Raw genomic sequence first — 19,871 nt, 5'->3', positions numbered from 1 at the left:
CAGCACGAGGACGGGGCATCCAGAGACGACCAAGGGGGCGCGCTCCCGGCCCGCCGCGGAGTCCACGGAGTCACCTCGAACGTTCGGGCCCCCGCAGGCGCGGTCCCGGTCCGCCGCGGACCATGCGGGGCCACCTCGAACGTTCGGGCCCCTCCCCTCGCGGGCGCGGGGAGGCCCGCGCCCCGGCCCGCGGCAGCAGGGGCGTCAGACGGTCCGCTCCCCCGCCTCCGAGGCGACCGCCGGGGCCGCCGTCCGCCGCCCTGGCAGCCGGGAGACGGCCACGCCCACCAGGCAGATGACACCGCCGAGCAGCGTCAGCCAGCCGGGCAGTTCCGACAGCCACACCCAGGAGATCAGCACCACCACGGCCGGCACCGCGTACGTCGTCGCGCCCAGCTTCCCCGCGCTCGTCCGGGCCAGGGCGTACGCCCAGGTGCTGAACGCCAGCGCCGTGGGGAACAGGCCCAGGTAGACCAGGTTCAGCGTCGCCGGCCACGGGGCCGCCGGCACCTCCTGCAGCAGCAGGCCGGCGAACGGCAGGCACGCCACCGTGCCCGTGAAGCAGCCGAACGTCGTCACCTGCAGCGGACTGGCGTACCGCAGCGCGGGTTTCTGCGCCACCACCCCGCCCGCGTACGTGACCGCCGCGAGCAGGCACAGCAGGACACCGGTCAGGGACGACGAGCCGCTGCCCGACATCGACCAGCCCACCACGACGGCGCCCAGGAACGACACGGCCATGCCCGCGATCAGCAGCGGGGGGAATCCTTCCTTCAGCAGCCAGCCGCCGAGCAGCGCGATCAGGACGGGGCCGATGTTGACGACCATCGCGGCCGTCCCCGCGTCCACCTGCTGCTCGCCCCAGTTCAACGCGACCATGTAGAGGCCGAACCACAGCAGGCCCGAGGTGAGGATGCCGGGCCATGCCCTGCGGTCCGGCAGCGTGCCCCCCTTGAGGAGGAACACGGCACCGAGAGCGATCGAGGCGGTCAGCAGCCGGCCCAGCGCCAGCGCCCCCGGATGGAAATGTTCCGCTGACGCGCGGATGGAGACGAACGCCGACGCCCACAGCACCACGGTCACAATGGCAGCCAGAAGAGCGCGACGATCGGTGCGAAAAACGCCAGTCGCGGAATCCATGCCGGCATGGTAGCGAGCGGCTGTGATCCTCATACGACATGCATACGACATGCACGACGGAGAGACGGCGTGAACCACCCCCGCCCCCGACGCGCATCCGGTACGCCCCCGACCACCGCCGAGGCCGCGCGCCGCGGCGTCGGCGTCGGCCGGGTGTCCGGCGACCGGGCCGGGCGCGTGGGACACCGTGACCGGACCGGTCCCCCGAAGCCCGGGACCGGATCCGCGAACTCTCGGCCCGGGCCCTCCACCGGTACCCCTGACGGGCGCGTGCACGGCAGCACGGCAGCACGACAGGCAGTGGGACGGCAGGCGGTGGGACGCCGTGGACGTGCGGGCGCGACCCGGGTGCGCGTCCGCCGCGCCGGCCACGGACGCACGGGGCGCCGGGCCTCAGGTGTCCCGGCCCCGGTCGCCGTCCGGCCGGACCTGGATGTGGTCCTCCTCCAGCTCCAGCAGCACCCGGTCCCGCATGTCCAGGGCCGCCGTGTACTCGGACGGCAGCTGCAGCCGGCCGGCCCGGTCGAGCATCGCGTACTCGCGGGCCACCAGGGACTCCCGGCCCGCCGCGTCGACCTCGGTGCGGCGCAGCACCTCCGTGGACGTGCGGCCGTCGCGGATCGCCACCGTGCGGCGGACCTCGCCGGCGACCGCCTGGTCGTGCGTGACGATCACGACCGTCGTGCCCAGTTCCTCGTTGGCCCGGCGGAACGCCGCGAAGACCTGCTGCCCGGTCGCCGAGTCCAGCTCGCCCGTCGGCTCGTCGGCGAGCAGGACGGCCGGGGCGTTGGCCAGGGCGACGGCGATCGCCACCCGCTGCTGCTGGCCGCCCGACATCTGCTGCGGCCGCCGGTCCCGGCAGTCGGCGACCCCGAGCAGCGACAGCAGCTCCCGCGCGCGTCCCGCCCGTCGCCGGCGCGGCAGCCCGGCCAGTCGCATCGGCAGGACGACGTTCTGCGCCGCCGTCATGTACGGCAGCAGGTTGCGGGCCGTCTGCTGCCACACGAAGCCGACCACCTCGCGGCGGTAGCGCAGGCGCGCCTTCGCGTCCATCGCCAGCAGGTCGCGGCCCGCGACCCGCGCCGTCCCGGCGGTCGGCGTATCCAGGCCCGCCAGGATGTTCATCAGCGTCGACTTGCCGCTGCCGGACGCCCCGACCAGGGCCGTCAACTCGCCCTCGTGCACCAGCAGGTCGAGTCCCTGCAGGGCCTGCACCTCCACGGCGTCCCCGCCGGCGCGCCGGCTGAAGATCCGCACCAGCCGGTCGCAGGCGATCAGGGCGTCGTGCCCGTAGGCGGGCCGGTCGCGGCGGTGTGCCGCCTGCCGCTCCAGTTCCGCGAGCGACCGTGTCGTAGCGCTCATCGCAGGTCTCCTGCCCTGAGGTGGGTGATCGGCGTGCGGCGTCCCGCCCACCATGCCTGTGCCACGGCCGCCGCTCCCGCCAGCAGCAGCGCGCCCGCCGCGGGCAGGGCCAGCGACCACGTGTCGGCCCGCAGCACGGCGCCGCCCGGCGCCGTGGCCCCGTAGGCGCCGCCGAGGGCGAGGCGGTCCAGGTCGATGCCGGGCGCGAGCAGCCGGACCGCCGCCCAGCCCACGGCCGCGCCCCCGCCGGCCGCGAGCAGCGCCAGGGGCAGCGCCTCCAGGCCGAGCAGCCGCCGTCCCTGGCGGGTGGTCAGGCCCAGGGTGCGCAGTCGGGCCAGCAGGGCCGCCCGCTCCGGTGCGGTCCGCGCCGTGCCGAGCACCAGCGACAGCAAGGCGTAGCCGGTGCTCGCGGCGACGGCCCACAGGTAGATCCGCTCGGCGCCGGACTGCAGCGGCGAGTCGGACAGCGCCGCGCGTTCCTCACCGCGCAGGGTGACCGGCGGCCGGGTCTCCGGGCCGCGCACCGCCGCCCGCAGCGCGGCCCCGTCGACGCCCGGGCCGGTGACCAGCAGGGACGTGGCGCCGCCGGGGCCGGGCAGACCGGCCGCGTCGACCAGCAGGAAGTCGCCCTCGGGGACCGCCGGGGTGCGCGGCCGCACGGCGGTGATCCGCACCGTGACGGGCCCGCCGTCCGCGCCGATCCGGTGCGGTGCGCGTCCGAGCCGTTCGGCGACCCCGGGGGAGGCGACGGCGCCGAGCACCCCGCCGCCGGTCGCCAGCCGGTCGGCGGTGAAGCCCCCGAGACCCGTGCGCCGGGCCAGTGCCGCGTAGGCGTCCGGTTCGACGGCGACCACCGTCAGCGACCGGTCGGCCTCCGACACGTGCTCCGAGGCGTACGAGACGCCCGCGGCCACCACGTCCCGTACGCCCGGCACGTCCCGCACCGCCCGTTCCAGTGCCGCCGGGAGGGCCGTGCCGTCGGCCGTGTCCACCCGTGCGTCCGCGCCGGTCCGCAGCAGCGCGGCCCGGTCCCGGGCGTCGGCCACTGCGTTCAGCACCGACCCGCCGAACGCGGCCGTCGTCAGGGCCGTCAGCAGGGTGAGCAGCGGCAGCGCGGCGACCGCCGCCGGCGAGCGGCCCGCCCGGGCCAGCGCCAGGAACCCCACCGGTCCGCGCAGCCGCCCGGCCGGGCGGGCGGCCCACCGCAGGGGCAGCGGGTACAGGCGGACGAGGAGCAGCGCGGCGACCAGCGCGACGAGCACCGGGGCGGCGCTCACCAGCGGGTCGGCCGCTCCCCCGGTGCCGCGGCGGCGCAGGGCCGCCACCGAGCCCGCGGCCAGTACCAGCAGGGTCAGTTCGGCGACCGTCCGGCGCCCGCCGGGCCCGGCGGGCGTGAGATCACCGCGCCCGGGGTGCGTGCGCGGCCTGCGGTGCGCCACCACCGCGCGCACCGGCAGCGCGGCGCAGGCGAGCAGGGCCACGGCGCCCGCCGCGAGCGCGGACGGCAGCGGCCGGGCCCCGTCCACGGCGAGCGCCGCCAGCAGCAGGCCGCAGGCGGCGGCGGGGAGCGCCGGCAGCGCGCTCTCGGCCAGCAGCCGCCCGCCGATCCCGGCGAGGGAACCGCCCCGGGCCCGCAGCAGGGCGAGTTCGGCGTCCCGGCGGGCGGCGGCCAGAGCGCCGCTCATCGCCAGGACGATCACGGCGACCGCGGCGATCCCCACGGCCCCGACGGCGACCACGGGCCTGATCGCGTCCCGGGTCCGCGCGTACCCGCCCACGACCTCCTCCAGGCCGGTGGACAGCTGCGCCGTCGGACCGGCGACCTCCCGCATGCGCACCAGTCCCGGCCCGTCCTCCAGGGACGCCACCCGGTCGGCCAGCGCCTCGGCGTCCGCCGCCGTCAGGTTCCGCGTCGCGGGCGCGAAGCGCCAGTACCGCTCCGGCTCGACCTGCCCGCCGAGCAGTGCCGGAGCCGCCTCCGGCGCCAGCAGGACGCCCGCCTGCCAGTAGAACTGCGGCGGGGGGCCGCCGTTGCTCGCCAGGGCCGGTGTGCGCAGGATCGGTTCCGCCGACCAGTAGGCGCGTTCCGGTTGCCGGGGTTCGAGCACGCCGGTGACCCGGACGGTCAGCGGCCGGTCCGGGAACCGGTCCAGGGTGAGCGTGGAGCCGGTCCGCAGCCGCAGCGTCCGGGCCGTCTCGGCGGTCACCGCGCCCTCCACCGTCCGGGTGTCCGCGCTCACCGGGCCGTCGGCGGCGGGCAGCCGCCCCTCGCGCACCGTGGCGTGCCCGGCCGTCCCGGACTGCGCGAACAGGGTGAACCGGGGCGGCAGTCCGTCCGGCCGGGGCAGCCACCGGTCCAGGCCCTGCAGGCCCTTGCCGGTCCGCACCCCGTGCGCCGACCGGGTCCGGTCCACCCGCAGCGGCTCGGGCAGCAGGGCCCGCGCCCGGGCGTCCACCGCGGCGAGCGCCCCCGGCCGGACCTCGTCCTCCCGCGCCCGCCGCGGCCGGTCCAAGCCGGGTGGTGCCGCCTTCAGCTCCAGCACGGTCGACTCGGGGGCGGCGGAGTCCAGGGCCTGGCGCAGCCCGTGCGTCTCGTACGCCTCCGCGGCCCGGGGCAGCACCGCCGCGAGGAAGGCCGTGACCAGCACCAGCATCCCGAAGGCGGCGGTGGCCCAGGGCGCGGTCCGCAGCCGGGTCCGTATCCAGGCGGCATCCGCGCCGCGTGTCTCCGGCCGCATGTCAGTCCTCCCCCCGGTGGCGCAGCGCGCCCACCGGTTCGGCGCGCGGCAGCGCCGACGCGGCCGTGATCAGCACCAGCGGAGCGGCCATCCCGGCGACGAGCAGGGCCACCTGCCCCACCGGCAGTTCCACCAGGACGGGCGGGACGGGCCGCGCGGCCGCGGACGTCAGCACGATCAGCGGCACCACGGCCCGGGCCAGGACCGCGCCCAGCGCGAGCCCGGCGAGCAGACCGACCCCCACGAGCAGGCCCTGCTCCGTCACGACGAGCCGGACGAGGTCCCGGCGGGGCGTGCCCAGGGCCCGCAGCACCGCGAAGTTCGCCGACTGCTCCCGCCGCGCCCCGGCGGCGCTCACCGCGAAGCCCCCGGCGGCCAGGGCCACGGCGGCCACCGCGACCGCCATCAGCGCCGCACGCGGCCCGGCCCCCAGCGGGTCGCGCAGCAGATCCGCCGCGGTCTCGTCGCGCACCAGCACCTGCTGCGCCTCCAGGTCGGGACGCGCCCGCAGCGCCGCGGCCACCTCGGCGGCCCTGCCCGGCTCGGCGCCCACCCACCACTCGGTGGGTGTGAGCGGCGCGGTGCCCCGCTGCGCCAGTACGGCGCCGACGGCCCGCAGGTCGAGCAGCAGCGCCCCGCCGGCCGTGTCCTGCCCGGCCATATCGGTATCGGTGGCGGTGTCGGTGGCGGTGGTGGGCAGTTCGCGCACCGCCCGGACGATCCGCACCCGCAGCTGCTCCCCGGCCAGCGGGACGTCGACGGTGTCGCCGGGCTCGGCACCCGAGGCCCGCAGGAAGTCCCGGGTGGCCGCGGCGGCGAGAACGGGCGGCACCCGCGCCCCGGCGGTGTCGGCCCGCACGGTCCACACCGGTACCGCACCGTAGGTGTCGCCGCCGCCGGCTCCGGTCATGTACGGCAGGGACAGCGGCGCGGTGTCCGACACGGCCGGTTCGGCGGAGGCGCGGGAGAGGACCTCGCCGTTGCGGGTCACGGTCCGGCCGATCTGCCAGCGGGCCCCCGGGGCCGTCCGCACGGTGCGCGCGGAGCCGTCGCGGTCCGCGGCGAGGATCCGTTCGACGGTGAGGCGGTGCCGTTCGGCGCGGCCGGCGGGAACGGTGTCGTCGAGTTGCAGTCCGGTCAGCCGCAGCGGTCCGGCCGGCGCGGCGCGGCGGCCCGCCGCCGTGCGGTCCAGCTCCAGCGTGACGCGGTGGGTCCGGCCGTCCACCGGGACGTTCCCGGCGCCCAGCCGGTAGGCGATGCCGTACCCGTCCTCGACGACCACCGTCAGCTGGGGCGCACGGCCCGAGGGAGAACGTCCCGTGCCGGCCCGCTCGTCGGTGATCCGCACGTCCAGGGCGAGGCTCCGGGTGCCGTCGGGAAGCCGCACGGCCCGGTCGTCGTCGGGCGGGGGCGGGGCCAGGGCCCGCAGCAGCTCCCCCGGGGGCCCGTCGGCGAGGTCGCCGCGCATCAGCGCCACGTCCCCGGCGCGGGAGGTGTCCAGTGCCAGGACCGTGACCTCGCCCGCCCCGGACAGGTTCAGCGCGGTGCGGTGGGCGGGGACGGCCTCGCGGGCCCGGGGCAGCGCCGCGTAGAGCCCGGTCTGCCCGGGGCTGCCCGGTCGGGGGTCCAGGATCCGGACGGCGGCGCCCGTGCGGAAGTCGGCCTGGTCGCGCTGCGACCGGTCCCAGGACGCGCCGTGGCCGATGGCCAGCATCCCGGTCGCCACGGCGACGATCAGCAGCAGCACCGGTCCCGCGCCGCGCAGCGGACGCCGGCTGAACTGCCAGCCGGCCAGCGCCGCCGGGAGCCCGCGCCCGTTCGCCGACCACCGCTCCGCGAACCGTGCCGCGACCGGCAGGACCCGCAGGGTCAGCACCGTGCCCGCCAGCAGCGCCAGCGCGGGTGCCGCGACCAGCAGCGGGTCCGTGCCCAGCCGCCCGGCCCGGTCCCGGCCGGTCACCCCGCCGGCCTGCCGCTGCAGCTGCCAGTACGCCACGCCCGCGATCAGCAGCAGCGCGAGGTCCGCGCCCGCGCGCACCGGGGCGGCCGAGGTCGCCGCCCGGACCCGCCGCAGCCGCGCGGGCGCGNNCGNCGCCCCNGTCAGCGCGGGCGCCGCCACCGCCGCCGCGCACGCCAGCGCGACCCCGCCCGCGGCCAGCCAGGCCCCGCCCGACGGGGCGGTGCCGGGCCGCAGTCCGATCCGGTCGAGCGAGGACCACCCGGCGAGCAGCCGGGCCAGCGGCCCCGACAGCAGCGCGGCACACACCGCGGCGGGCACCGCCAGCAGCAGCGCCTCCAGCCCGGCGAGCGAGGCGATCCGGCCCCGTGAGGCGCCCCGGGCCCGCAGCAGCCGCGTCTCGCCCGCCCGTGCGCCGTTCAGCAGCCGGGCCACCAGCAGCAGCGCGTACCCGGCGAGCAGCACCAGCTGCAGGGAGACGATCAGCAGGGTGGAGCGGGACACCAGCAGGGCCCGCTCGGTGCGGTCGAGGACCTCGGGCAGCCCGGTGCGCACGTCCGCCGAGCCGCCCAGGGCCGCTTCCCCGCGCAGCCGGGCGGTCGCCCGCACGGTCGCCGTGCGCAGGGCGCCGAGGGAGCCGGTGGTCAGTCCGCGGTGGTCGGCCGTCGCCACCCAGCCGGTGCCGCCCGTCGTGACGCGGCCCGAGGTGAGCACCGCCGCGTCGGCCAGCAGGGGCCCGTACGTGGTGAAGGCGCCCGTGCGCACCCCGTGGCCGCCGAGCGTGTCGGCCTGCCAGTACGGGTCGGAGCCGTCGGCCGCCCGGTACACGCCGGTCACCCGTACGCGCACCGGCTCGCCGCCCAGCCGGTCGGTGAGGGTCAGGCGCGCCCCGGGGCGCAGCTTCAGCCGGTGGGCGGCCGGCTCCGGCACGGCGACGGGCACGGCGCCGCTCCGGGACGCCGGCGCCGCACCGGGCAGCGTGCCCGCGACCAGGTCGATCCGGGACCGGTCCAGGGCGGCGAGCAGCGTCAGGTCGGGCTGCCCGGTACGGGTGTCCGCGCTCCGCGGCGACCGCGGCAGCGCGTACGGTCCGGACCGCTCCAGCCGCCGCACGGTCACCGGGAGCCCGGCGAACGCCTCGCGCGCCCCGCGCTCCACGGCACGCTGCGCCGCGTCCCGCTTGTGCCGGGGCACGCCCGCCTCGACCACGAGGGAGGCGGCGGATCTGGACCGGCCGTCCAGCGTGGAGCGCAGCGCGGCGTCCCCGAGGGAGCCGGAGAAGGCCGTGAGGGCGGCGAGCACCGAGGTGGTCAGCAGCGTGGCGAGCAGGGCGGCGGCGATCAGCAGCCGATGCGCGCGCAGGCGCTGCAGCACCAAGCCCGTCACTGTTCCCCCCGCCCCGGCCGGCCGAGCCGTTCCCTGCCCGAATCAGCCATGCATATCACGGGGTTGACGGCGCGGTACACGTGTTCGAGGTGGGGTTCCCGGGCTCTTGACCATCCGGGCGGTTCCGTATGGGATGCGGTGATGACCGAGAACACCAGCCCGGAAGCCGGCACCGCCCTCGCCGAAGGCCCGTCGGGCGAGCCGATGCTCCGGGTCGAGGACGTGCGCCACTCCCACGGCACGGGCGCTGCCGCCGTGCACGCCCTGCGCGGGGTCTCGTTCACCGTCCGGCGCGGTGAGCTCGTCGCCCTCAGGGGCCGTTCGGGCTCGGGCAAGACCACGCTGCTGCACCTGATCGGCGGCCTGGACTCCCCGCAAGGCGGCCGTGTGGTCGTGGACGGCACCGACCTGTCGACGCTGGACGAGAGCGGGCTGCTCGCACTGCGCCGCGACCGGATCGGGTTCGTCTTCCAGTCGTTCGGGCTCATCCCGATCCTCACCGCCGCCGAGAACGTGGGCGTGCCGCTGCGGCTGCGCCGGGCCGAGGTGCGCGAACGGGAGGAACGGGTGGCGTTGCTGCTGGCCCTGGTCGGCCTGGCCGGGCACGAGGCGCAGCGGCCCGCCGAACTGTCCGGCGGCCAGCAGCAGCGGGTCGCCATCGCCCGGGCCCTCGCCAACCGCCCGGTCCTGCTCCTCGCCGACGAGCCGACCGGGCAGCTCGACGCCGCCACCGGCCTGGCGGTGATGGAACTGCTGCGGGCCGTGGTGCGCAGCGAGGGCGTCACGGCCCTCGTCGCCACCCACGATCCCCAACTCCTCGGCCTGGCCGACCGGGTGCTGGAACTGGACGACGGAGTGGTCGTCGAGCGGTGAGAGGGCGACGCCACGGCCGCAACCGGCCTGGAGCGGGGTGCGGCAGGGCGCTGACGCACCGGTGAACCCCCGGTCGGGGCGCCGGGGTGTCCCCGGCGGAACACGGGCCGGGCGGGCCGCGGGCCGCTTCGCGGCCGGCCGTTCCGGCTCCATGGGACCGTTGCGGGCCGTGGGCCGGCCCGCCGGCGTCGAGGTCGCTCCGTCGTCGTCCGCCCGGTCGGTCAGGCGGTCTGGCCTTCCCGCCGGATCGGCGCCGCCCCGCGCGGGCGCGCGGCGCCGGGGTGCCCGTGTGAAGGAGAGGGCGCCGGGGAGGCGAGGACGCCGACACCGGCCGAGCAGCCCTCTCCCCCGTCACCGGGCGAGCACCCCTGCCCCCGTCACCGGGCGAGCGACCGCCGCGGTCGCTGTCGGCCGCCCCGCCTCACCGGTCCCCCATGCGAAGTGGGCGGCCGGCCCGCACGCTGGAAGAGTGGCGGCATCGGCTGCCGCCCGTGTCCTCGAGACGGGAGTACCGGCATGGCGAAGAACCGCGGTGAGGGCGGGAAGCCGAAGAAGGGCGACAAGGTGGCCTGGCGCAGCCACGGCAGCCGGGTCGAGGGCGAGGTGGAGAAGGAGATCACCGAACGGACGGAGGCGGCGGGCCGCACGGTGGACGCGTCGCCGGACGAACCGCAGTACCAGGTCCGCAGCGACAAGTCGGGCAGGTCCGCGGTGCACAAGCCCTCCGCGCTGAAGAAGGAGTGACACGGCACCGGCCGGCGGACGCTCGCGGACGTGTCGGCGTACGGCCGCCGGGCGCTGCCGGCCCGCCGGAGCCGGACCGCCGGTGCGTGACGGTCGCACGGCAGGAGCCGGCAGGGCGCGCACGAGGGCGGCCGTCCGCCCGGTCCGGGCTTCGGTCACCTGTGGGCGACGCACCGGTACCGTGCGTGCCCTCCCCCGGCGGTGACCGAACGCGATCACTCCAGGGGGTCGTGGCCCCAGTTCATCAGCGAATGCCGCCACCGGGTGTCCCGGACGTCGCCCGAGGGGCGCTGGGCGACATGCCGCCGGATGTAGCCGACGACCTTCCGCATGTGCTGGTAGTCGTCGTCCGACAGGTCGCCCTTCTTCGTCCGCAGGATGTCCAGGATGCGCCGACCGGAGGCGTGCCCGGTGGACTCGCCGCCGTCCGCGTGCTGTCCGGCGTCCTTCGACTCCTGCGAAGCCAGCCACTTCTCCAGTTCGGCCGGCGACATGTTCACCAGGTCGCGGAACTCGTCCCAGGTCTCTTTCCGCTCGTCGTCCTGCATGCGGCACCACGTCCTCTCCTCCGCCCTGCGCCGTCGCGGGGTCCTGTCTCGTTCAAGGGTGGGGGCCGCACACCCGCACCGCAGCTCGAAACCGGGCGGGCCGGGCGGCCGGGCGGGCCGTGCGGCCGGATGCCGCCCCGCTCGGCCGCGCCGGCACCGGGTGGCTGCCTGCCGGTCGTGCGTCGATCCGGGTGAGCGCACCGGCCAGGCGACGGCGGCCGGTCGTTCCGACCGGGAAGGCCCGCCGGGGCGGCGGCTTCGTCCCATGGTCTTCACGGCGCGACCGACTCGTACGCGGACCCCGGCGATGCCGCAGTCGCGGCAGCCGGGGCGCGGGCCGGCACGGGCGCGGTCCGCACCGTGCACGGCCGGCGGCTCGACCGCGTCGGCAAGGAGGTCGGGGAATCCGCCGTCGCGGCGAACGCCAACGCCAACGACACCGGGCCTCCCGACCGGCCGGCGGGCGGACCCGCCGCGGCCGTTCCCCGTGGCCGATGCTCACGATCGCGTCCGGCCCGCAGCGGAGCGGACCCGCGGTGCGTTTGTCCACGTCCGGTACGGGCGGCCGACCGCATATCGGTGACCCCGATACCTGGGGCGCGCGGGAGGCTTCCGGATCGCGGCCCGCTTCGAGCGGCCCCACCCGTTCCGGGGGGCTCCCACGCATCCCCGTCCGCGCCGACGTGTGACCCGCAGGCGGGAGGTCCCGGGGCGGAAGCGGCACGGCCTCCGGTGGCGCCTCGGAGAGGAGTGCCACCTGACCCCTTGTCAGAACCCGGGCCGCTTCCTACCTTTGGGCGGCGGGTTCCCGGCCTCGACGGGCCCACCGGCCCGCGTCCGCTGTTCTCCGCTCCTCAACGCACGACACACCCTGGAGGCGTCACATGCCCGTAGCCGTGCCGGATCTTCTGGAAGCCGACGGATTCCGCGACGCGGGTCCGCTGGAGATCGACGACGAGGCGATCGCGTTCGAGGACGACGACCGCGGCGACCGCGAGCACACGGCGTGCCTCGCCGACCCCTGGGTGACCGCCACCACCCGCTTCGCCTGCGACCTGAACTCGTAGCGGTGGCCGTTTCCATCGCCGGCCGCAGCGGCTGGTCCGACGACATGTGGTCGTACCTGAGCGATCCGCGGATGCCGGCGATGGAACACGGCTGGAAACTGCACGTCTCGGCGCGTCCCGGAGACCTGGACGCCGTGATCCGGCTCGTCCTGCCGGTGCTGTCCCGGCACGTCTGCCACGCGAAGTTCGCCCGGGACCCCCGAACGCTGCGCCGCCTCAACTCCGGGACGGTGAGTGCCGGATCCGTCGGCAAGGCGATCACCGTCTACCCCCCGGCCGGCACGGTCGCCGAGGTCGCCCGGGAACTCGTCGCCGTACTGCGCGGCCGGGAGGGCCCGCGGGTCGTCAGCGACCGGCGGGTCGATCCGGAGGCCCCGGTCTACTACCGGTACGGCCCCTTCACGGGCGACTACCGGACCGGCCGGAGCGGGCGCCTCGAATCCGTCATGACCGGGCCGGACGGCCGGGTCTTCGACGGTCTGGCCGTCGGCCGCTACCGGTGCCCGCCCTGGGCCGAGGACCCCTTCGCTACCGGCTCCGGAGAGGATCGGGAGCCGTCCGCGCCCGGCTTCGGCGGCGGGCGCTACACGGTCACCGCCGGCATCGCGCGCGCGGCCCGGGGCAACGTCTACCGCGCGGTCGACCACGCCCTCGGGCGGCCGGTGGTGGTCAAGCAGGCGAGGGCCTTCGTGGGCGAGGACGAGTCCGGCCGCGACGCCCGCCACCGGCTGCGCAACGAACGCACGGTCCTCGCCGCGCTCGACGGCGTCACGGGCGTGCCCCGAGCGCTGGACTACTTCGCCCACCGGTCGGACGAGTACCTGGTGACGAGCAGTTGCGGCGACCGGGACCTGCGCAGGGAGGTCCTGCGGAACGGCCCCTACCGGGACGGCGGCGCCCGGCCGGCGCGCGCCCTGTCCGCCCTCGCCTCCCGGCTCCTGCGCGTCCTGGACGCGGTCCACGGCCGGAACGTGGTCGTCCGCGACCTCAAGCCCGACAACGTCGTACTCGACGACTCCGGTCCCGGCCACTGCCACGTGGTCGACTTCGGGATCAGCGAGTGGAACGGCGTGGGGCCGGGAGGGGCGACCCCCGGATACGGCGAGCCGGTTCTGCGGGCGACCGGACCGGCCGCCCCCGCCGACGACCACTACGCCCTCGGCGCGACCCTCTTCTTCGCCGCCACCGGCATGGACCCGGTGATCGTCGACGCCGACCACGGCGTCAACCGGGACCGGACCCTGGCATGCCTGGCATGGGCGCTGCCCGGGCGCGCCCACCGGGGGATCCGGTCGGCGATCACCGGTCTGCTGAGCTTCGACCCGGACGTGCGGACCGCCGCCGCCGACCGCCTGCGCACCGGTACGACCGGAACCGCGCGCCGGCCCGCGCGCCCCCGGATCGACGACGCCCTGCTGGACGAGGTCATCGAGCACACGGCCGCGTTCTGCGCCGGCGAGGCGCACGCGATCGCGGACCCGGTGCGGGCCGCACGGCGGAACGTCCCCACGTCGATCGACGTCTACGGCGGCAGTTCGGGACTCGGGCTGGAACTCCTCCACCACACGCACCGGCCCCAGGTGCGTGCGGCGGTCACCGCGTTGGCGCGGTGGACGGCGGAGCAGTCCAGGAACCTGCCGCCCGGCCTCTACACGGGACGCACCGGTGTCGAGCTCTTCCTCGCGGAGGCGGGAGCTGAGGCCGGAGCGCGGCCGGGGCACCCCGTCCTGCCGGGCCGCGCGCCGGACGGCGGGCCACCGGAGGCGGATCTGATCGCGGGCGCCGCCGGGGTCGGCCTCGGCCGGCTGCTGCTCGCCCGGCACGCCCTCCGGGCCGGTCGCCGGCACATCGCGGACCGGCACCTCGCCGTCGCCGCGGACTGCGACCGGATGCTGGCGTCGGGCACCGCCCGGCTGGCCCCGGCCGGTCCGGACACGGCCGGCAGCGCCGCACTCCGCGAGGGCGTCGCGCACGGCGAGGCGGGCGTCGTCTGCTTCCTGCTCGAATACGGCGCCGCGACCGGCGACCCGGACACGATCGGCCGCGCCGGGAAGGCCGCCGCGCGCCTGGCCGCCGTGACACCGGACATCATCGCCGCGGCCTCGGAGCCCGGGGCGACGCGCCGCTACGGTTCGTGGTGCCGGGGCCTGGCCGGTATCGGGAGCGTGCTCGTCCGGGCCGCCGGCCACCTCGGTGAGCCCGGGTACCTCGACCTCGCCCGGCGGGCCGCGCGCGCCTGCGCCGCCCTGGCGCCGCGGATGCCGCTGGTCACGCAGTGCTGCGGACTGGCCGGGGTGGGCGACCTGATGGTGGACGTCGCGGAGGCGTCCGCGTCCGAGGAGTTCCGGGACGCGGCCGAGACCGTCGCCCTGCTCATCCTGAGCCGCAGCGGCGGCACCTGGTCCCGGCCCGTGTTCCCGGACACCGGTCTCACCGGGCCGAGCGCCACCTGGGCCGGGGGCTCCGCGGGCGTGCTGGCCTTCTTCCGGCGCCTGCGCGACCGGGGCGGCCCGCGGCTCGGCCTCGTCGCCTGACCGCTGCCGCCCGCGTCGCGGCCGCCCGCGCCGTGCCGGTCGTGCCGGGCCGGGCACGGCCGGCTCCCGGCCCGGCTGCGGGTCCCTGCCCGGGCGTGTGCGACGGCGGGGCCCCAAGGGGTACGTGCCGCTTCCCGGAAGGCGCCGGGGCCCGGTGGCCCGGGCGGGCGGCACGCGGGGCCGGGCCGGCGCCGCCCGCACGGTCCGCGCGCCGCAAACGCCCCGGGTGCCGGAGTTCGCGGTGGACCGCACGGGGTGGCCGTGGTCACCGCCGCCGAGGCCTCCGGCCGCCGCGTGGCGGCGCACCGCCCCCCGGCCCCGTGCCGGGCGGCTCCGCCGTCCGGGGTGTAGATGGTGGACACACTTGCGCCGACAACTGTGGCGCCCCATCACATACGCCTCCGGCGTGGGCGTTCCTACGGTGTGGCGACACGCAACCGTCCCCATCGCACACGAGGAAGTGGTGCCGATGCCGTCGCCCGCGACCGCTCCCCCAGCCCCGTCCAGCCTCAAGCGCATCGTCGCCGCCAGCCTCATCGGCACCACCATCGAGTGGTACGACTTCTTCCTCTACGGCTCGGCCGCCGCCCTGGTGTTCAACACGCTGTTCTTCCCCAGCGCCGATCCGCTGGTGGGCACGCTGATCGCCTTCGTCACGTACGCCATCGGGTTCGTCGCCCGGCCGCTGGGCGGCATCGTCTTCGGGCACTACGGCGACAAGGTCGGGCGCAAGAAGCTGCTGGTGATCAGTCTGCTGATGATGGGCGGCGCGACCTTCGCGATGGGGCTGCTGCCCACGTACGAGACCATCGGCGTCGGCGCGCCGATCCTGCTGACCGTGCTGCGCCTGGTCCAGGGCTTCGCGCTGGGCGGCGAGTGGGGCGGGGCGGTCCTGATCGTCTCCGAGCACGGCGGGGACGAGCACCGCGGTTTCTGGGCCTCCTGGCCGCAGGCCGGGGCTCCCGGCGGCAACCTGCTCGCCACCGGCGTGCTGGCGCTGCTCGCCGCGTTCCAGTCCGACGCGGCCTTCCAGTCCTGGGGCTGGCGCGTGCCGTTCCTGCTGTCGGGGCTCCTGGTGGTGATCGGCCTGTGGATCCGGGTCTCGGTGTCCGAGTCCCCGGTGTTCCTGGAGGCGCAGGCCAGGGCCGAGGCGGCGGCCGCGCGGGGCGCGAAGGAGACGGTGCCGGTCGTCGAGGTGTTCCGGCGCAGCCGGCGCGAGGTGCTCTGCGCCATCGGCACGCGCTTCGGCGAGAACATCTCGTACTACGTCCTGACCTCGTTCCTGCTGGTGTACGTCACCGTGCACCTGGAACTGCCCAAGGGGACCGCGCTGAACGCCGTCCTCATCGGTTCCGCCGTCCACTTCCTCGCCATCCCCCTGTGGGGGGCGCTGTCCGACCGGGTGGGCAGGCGTCCGGTCATCCTCGTCGGCTCCGCGGGGATGGCCGTCTGGGCGTTCGTGTTCTTCGGCCTGGTCGACTCCGGGTCGTTCGCCGTGATCACGCTGGCCGTCACCGCCGGCCTGCTGCTGCACGGGGCGATGTACGGGCCGCAGGCCGCGTTCATCTCCGAGATGTTCGACACCGAGGTCCGCTACTCCGGGGCCTCCATGGGTTCCCAGCTCGCCTCCATCGTCGCCGGCGCCCTCGCTCCCGTCATCGCCGTGGAACTCCTCAAGGACTACGATTCGTCCCTCCCCGTCAGCGTCTACCTGTGCCTGGCCGCCGTGGTCACCACGGTCACCGTGGCGGTCGCCCGGGAGACCCGGGGCCGCGACCTCGCCCGCCCGCGGGACGAGGGGCCGGCGGCCGCCCTCCGGGCCGGCGCGGGCGGACCGGGGTAGCGCCGCGCCCGCGGCCCGCCCGGTCCGCCGCCGCGGCACGGGCGGGCCGGGCGGACCGGGGCGCCACGACCGACCACGAACACGGCCCGCGAGGAGGCCCCATGACCGACGGCCACCGGACCGACGCCGAGGCGTCCTCACCCGCCGAGGCGGCCGCCCGCCGCCTGCTGGACCTCCTGGCCGCCGGCGCCCCCGCCGAGGAGCTCGCCGCCCAGCCCGCCCGGTCGCGGGCCGGCGGGGCCGCCCCGGCGGACGTCGCCCTCGTCGAGGAGGCCACCGAGGCGGCCCTGTCCGTACGGCGCGTACTGGACCAGCACCGCCGCCGGGAGGCGGAACTCGTCGCGCTGTTCGACACCGCGGGGGACCTGGCGGGCTTGCGGGACCTGGACGCCGTGCTCCGCGCCATCGTCCGCCGGGCGAGGACGCTGCTGGGCGCCGACGTCGCCTACCTCACCCTCAACGACCCCGCCGAGCAGGCCACGTTCATGCGCGTCACCGACGGGTCCGTCTCGGCGGCCTTCCAGCAGCTCCGGCTGGGCATGGGAGAGGGGCTGGGCGGGCTGGTCGCGCAGACCGCGCGCCCCTACGCCAGCAGGGACTACCGCACCGACCGGCGGTACCGCCACACCGGGCCCATCGACGACGGCGTGGCCGAGGAGGGGCTGCGCGGCATCCTCGGCGTCCCGCTGCGGGTGGGGAAGGAGGTCATCGGGGTGCTGTTCGCGGGGAACCGCTTCCCGCGCGACTTCACCCCCGACGCCATCGCCCTGCTCGGTTCGCTCGCCGACCACGCCGCCGTCGCGATCGACAGCGCCCGCCTCCTGGAGGAGACCCGCAGCGCCCTCGCCCGGCTCGAAGCCGCCAACGCGACGGCCCGGGCCCACAGCGAGGCGCTGCGCCGGGCCTCCGACGCCCACGACCGCCTCACCAGGCTGGTGCTGCGCGGCGCGGGCGTCGACGACATGGCGGCCGAGATCGCCTCGCTGCTCGGCGGCGAGGTGGCCGTCCACGACATCGACGGCAGCGAACTGGCCCGTACCGGCGGCGAACCGGCGGCGCCCCGCGCCGAGGACCTCGCGGCCTCGCGCGCCGACGGCCGCGCGGTCCGCGCGGACGGCGTCTGGACCTGTGCCGTGCTGGCGGGCGCCGAACCGCTGGGCGGCATCGTGCTGACCGGTCGGGGCGACCTCTCCGAGGCCGACCGGCGCCTCTTCGAACGCGCGGCGCTCGTCACCGCGATGCTGCTGATGATGCGCCGGTCGGTCGCCGAGACCGAGGACCGGATACGCGGCGAACTCCTCGACGACCTCCTCGCGGGGCCCGCCTCCTCGGCCCACTGGGACGGGGGCAGCCACACCCTCCGGGCCCGGCGCCTCGGCGTCGACCTGGCCCGGCCCCACGCCGTCGCCGTCCTCGACTGCGCGCCGGCCTCGCGCGCCCGGCTCTCCGCGGAGACCGCCCGTACCGCCCGCGGGCTCGGCGGCCTGGCGGGCACCCGGCACGGCCGCACCGTCCTGCTGGCGCCGTGCGAACGGCCCGGCGCCCTCGCCCGCGGTCTCGCCGCCGATCTCACCCGCGCCCTCGGCACCCCCGTCACCGTCGGCGCGGCCGGCCCCGGGCACGGCCCGGAGGAGCACGCCGCCCTCCACGCCGAGGCGGTGCGCTGCCTCACGGCGCTCCACGCCCTCGGCCGCGCCGGGGACGGGGCCGACACCGCCGACCTCGGCTTCGTCGGGGTCCTGCTCGGCGACCGGGCCGACATCGGCTCGTACGTCGAACGGGTCCTCGGTCCCGTCCTCGCCTACGACGCGGAGCGCGGCACCGAACTGCTGCGCACCCTGCACGCCTACTACGACCGGGGGACCAGCCTCTCCCGCGCCAAGGAGTCCCTCCACGTCCACGTCAACACGGTCGTCCAGCGCCTCGACCGCGTCGCGCGGCTCCTCGGCCCGGACTGGAACAGTCCCGCCCGCGCCCTGGAGATCCAGCTGGCGCTGCGCCTGCACCGGCTCGTCCACGCCCCGGGGCGGTGAGAGCGGCCCGCCCGGTGCCTCGGCGGCGGCACCGGCACCGGCGCCGTGGGAGGCCGGTGCCGGAAGAACGGGAACGGGAAGCGGGGGAACCGCGCTCACCGGCCTCCCNCCCGGCTTCCGCCCCCGCCGTTGCCTTCCCCCCGTCCGTGTCCGCCCGGTTTGCCGGAGGGGTTCGGGGGCACGAGGCGATTACCGCGAAAGCGGCACAAAATCCACGAGGAGGCGTTTTCGATGACTGCCGGCGAGAAGGCGAAGGCGAAGACCGAGCAGGCCAAGGGCAAGGCCAAGGAGGCCCTGGGCAGCGCCACGGGCAACGACCGCATGGCCGCCGAGGGGCAGGCGGAGAAGAGCACGGGCGACGCCCGCGAGGCCAAGGAGAAGGCCAAGGACGCCTTCAAGCACTGATCTCCTCTTCTCCCCGCCGTTCACACGGGAAGGGCCTTCCTGTTCCGGAAGGCCCTTCCCGTGTGAACGGCGGGAGTTCGCGAGGAGACGCCGCGAGGGCCTCCGGCGGTCCGGCCCCGGGCAAGCGCGCCGGTGTGCGCGGCGACGGGGGCCGCCCCCGACCGTGAAGGTCGCGGGCGGCCCCCGCCTGCGGGACGCCGGAGGCGCCTACCTCTTGAAGCCGTAGTCCAGCAGCTTGGTGGCGTCGGCCGTGCGGTTCGCCTCGGAGGAGGACGCCAGGACCGTGCCGATGATCGTCTTGCCGTTCCGGGTGGCGGCGAAGACCAGGCAGTACTTCGCCACCGGCCCGGAGCCGGTCTTCACGCCGATGGCTCCGGAGTAGGTGCCGAGCAGCTTGTTGGTGTTGGTCCACGACATGTTGCGGTAGCCGCCGCTCTTCGTCGTGACCCTCTGGGTGGTGGACCGCGTCTTCACGATGGTGCGGAAGGTGGGGTTCTTCAGCGCGTTGCTGGCGAGTTTCGTCAGGTCGCGCGGCGTCGAGTAGTTCGCTCCGCTGCTTATGCCGTCGAAGGAGTCGAAGTGCGTGTTCTTCATGCCGAGGCGCCTGGCGGTGTCGTTCATCTGGCCGATGAACGACTTCACGCGCGCCGCCCGGGTGGAGCCGGTGCCGTAGGTGTCGGCCAGGGCGTACGCGGCGTCGCAACCCGACGGGAGCATCAGCCCGTACAGCAGCTGCCGCACCGTCACCTTGTCCCCCACGATCAGGCGGGCCGACGAGGCGTTCTTCGAGACGATGTAGTCGCTGTACGCCTTCTGGACCGTGACCTTGGCGTCCAGGTTCAGGTTCGCCTTCGCGAGCACCACCTGGGCGGTCATGATCTTGGTCGTGGAGCCCGTGGCGAGCCGGGTGTCCGCGGCCTTGGTGTAGAGGGCCGTCCCGGTGCCGTTGTTCATGACGAAGCCGCCCTTGGCGACGATCGCGGGTGGCTTCGGAGTGGCGGCCTGCGCGGGGGCGGCGAACGCCCCGCCCGTCAGTATGGTCCCCGCGGTGACGCAGGCCACGGTCACGCGACGCGTGTTCTTCATGCCGGTTTTCAAAGTGGGTTCTCCGACTGCAGCTGAGGTGCGGCCCTTCTGCGGAGGCCGCTGCATCGTCAGACTCACGAACCGGCCCCATGGATGTACGGCGGGAGGCTTTTCCTCCGCCGGCGGTCTCCCCGCGCCTCCCGCCCCGGCGGCGG

General features: G+C 76.5%; 14 protein-coding genes. 7 read left to right on the top strand and 7 right to left on the bottom strand.

Annotation, left to right across the window (positions count from 1 at the left end; all coding sequences use genetic code 11):
• Positions 1–204: 204 nt before the first annotated feature.
• From MW084_RS24055 to MW084_RS24760, 5 genes are all read right to left on the bottom strand, one after another.
• On the bottom strand, positions 205–1,140 hold the full coding sequence (locus MW084_RS24055) for a DMT family transporter (RefSeq protein WP_039830044.1): 936 nt from the start codon (positions 1,138–1,140) through the stop codon (positions 205–207).
• A 393-nt stretch (positions 1,141–1,533) separates the two neighbouring features.
• Positions 1,534–2,502: an ABC transporter ATP-binding protein gene (locus MW084_RS24050; RefSeq protein WP_010475347.1), complete on the bottom strand. Its 969-nt coding sequence runs from the start codon at positions 2,500–2,502 to the stop codon at positions 1,534–1,536.
• The gene (locus MW084_RS24045) at positions 2,499–5,240 is read right to left on the bottom strand and encodes a membrane protein (RefSeq protein ID WP_010475348.1); all 2,742 of its coding nucleotides are present in this window, start codon (positions 5,238–5,240) and stop codon (positions 2,499–2,501) included. Before MW084_RS24045 ends, MW084_RS24050 begins: the two co-directional genes overlap by 4 nt.
• Position 5,241: 1 nt before the next feature.
• Positions 5,242–5,646: an FtsX-like permease family protein gene (locus tag MW084_RS24390; protein ID WP_338057725.1), complete on the bottom strand. Its 405-nt coding sequence runs from the start codon at positions 5,644–5,646 to the stop codon at positions 5,242–5,244.
• A gap of 1,693 nt (positions 5,647–7,339) precedes the next feature.
• Positions 7,340–7,701: FtsX-like permease family protein (locus MW084_RS24760; protein WP_476718381.1), on the bottom strand; the 362-nt coding region annotated here is incomplete at its 3' end.
• Positions 7,702–8,724: 1,023 nt separating this feature from the next.
• Between MW084_RS24760 and MW084_RS24030 the strand changes: the two genes are divergently transcribed.
• Positions 8,725–9,456 carry an ABC transporter ATP-binding protein gene (locus MW084_RS24030; protein WP_010475739.1) on the top strand — a complete coding sequence of 244 codons (732 nt, stop codon included), beginning with the start codon at positions 8,725–8,727 and terminating at the stop codon, positions 9,454–9,456.
• Between the two features lie 516 nt (positions 9,457–9,972).
• The gene (locus MW084_RS24025; RefSeq protein WP_010475737.1) at positions 9,973–10,200 is read left to right on the top strand and encodes a hypervirulence associated TUDOR domain-containing protein; all 228 of its coding nucleotides are present in this window, start codon (positions 9,973–9,975) and stop codon (positions 10,198–10,200) included.
• A 215-nt stretch (positions 10,201–10,415) separates the two neighbouring features.
• Here the strand turns inward: MW084_RS24025 and MW084_RS24020 are convergent, their stop codons facing one another.
• Positions 10,416–10,748 (bottom strand): DUF3140 domain-containing protein, encoded by a 333-nt coding sequence (locus MW084_RS24020; protein WP_010475734.1) that lies wholly within the window; start codon positions 10,746–10,748, stop codon positions 10,416–10,418.
• Positions 10,749–11,632: 884 nt separating this feature from the next.
• Between MW084_RS24020 and MW084_RS24015 the strand changes: the two genes are divergently transcribed.
• The 5 genes from MW084_RS24015 to MW084_RS23995 all read left to right on the top strand — a co-directional run bounded on the left by MW084_RS24015 (position 11,633) and on the right by MW084_RS23995 (position 18,630).
• Positions 11,633–11,815: an SflA family class IV lanthipeptide gene (locus MW084_RS24015; protein ID WP_010475731.1), complete on the top strand. Its 183-nt coding sequence runs from the start codon at positions 11,633–11,635 to the stop codon at positions 11,813–11,815.
• 2 nt (positions 11,816–11,817) lie between these two features.
• Positions 11,818–14,349: a class IV lanthionine synthetase LanL gene (gene lanL / locus MW084_RS24010; protein WP_010475729.1), complete on the top strand. Its 2,532-nt coding sequence runs from the start codon at positions 11,818–11,820 to the stop codon at positions 14,347–14,349.
• A 469-nt stretch (positions 14,350–14,818) separates the two neighbouring features.
• A complete protein-coding gene (locus MW084_RS24005) occupies positions 14,819–16,192 on the top strand; it encodes an MFS transporter (protein ID WP_010475727.1) in 1,374 nt (457 codons plus the stop codon).
• 101 nt (positions 16,193–16,293) lie between these two features.
• The gene (locus MW084_RS24000; RefSeq protein ID WP_275563777.1) at positions 16,294–18,225 is read left to right on the top strand and encodes a helix-turn-helix domain-containing protein; all 1,932 of its coding nucleotides are present in this window, start codon (positions 16,294–16,296) and stop codon (positions 18,223–18,225) included.
• A gap of 231 nt (positions 18,226–18,456) precedes the next feature.
• Positions 18,457–18,630 (top strand): CsbD family protein, encoded by a 174-nt coding sequence (locus MW084_RS23995; protein ID WP_010472154.1) that lies wholly within the window; start codon positions 18,457–18,459, stop codon positions 18,628–18,630.
• Positions 18,631–18,837: 207 nt separating this feature from the next.
• On the opposite strand, the gene MW084_RS23990 is transcribed toward MW084_RS23995, so the two are convergent.
• On the bottom strand, positions 18,838–19,716 hold the full coding sequence (locus MW084_RS23990) for a D-alanyl-D-alanine carboxypeptidase family protein (protein ID WP_010472152.1): 879 nt from the start codon (positions 19,714–19,716) through the stop codon (positions 18,838–18,840).
• Positions 19,717–19,871 lie beyond the last annotated feature (155 nt).

Origin of the sequence: Streptomyces sudanensis (genome assembly GCF_023614315.1) — a bacterium.
In the GTDB taxonomy this organism is placed as follows: domain Bacteria; phylum Actinomycetota; class Actinomycetes; order Streptomycetales; family Streptomycetaceae; genus Streptomyces; species Streptomyces sudanensis.
The sequence above is the reverse complement of the archived record's forward strand: the minus strand, read 5'-3'. Positions and strand labels throughout refer to the sequence as shown.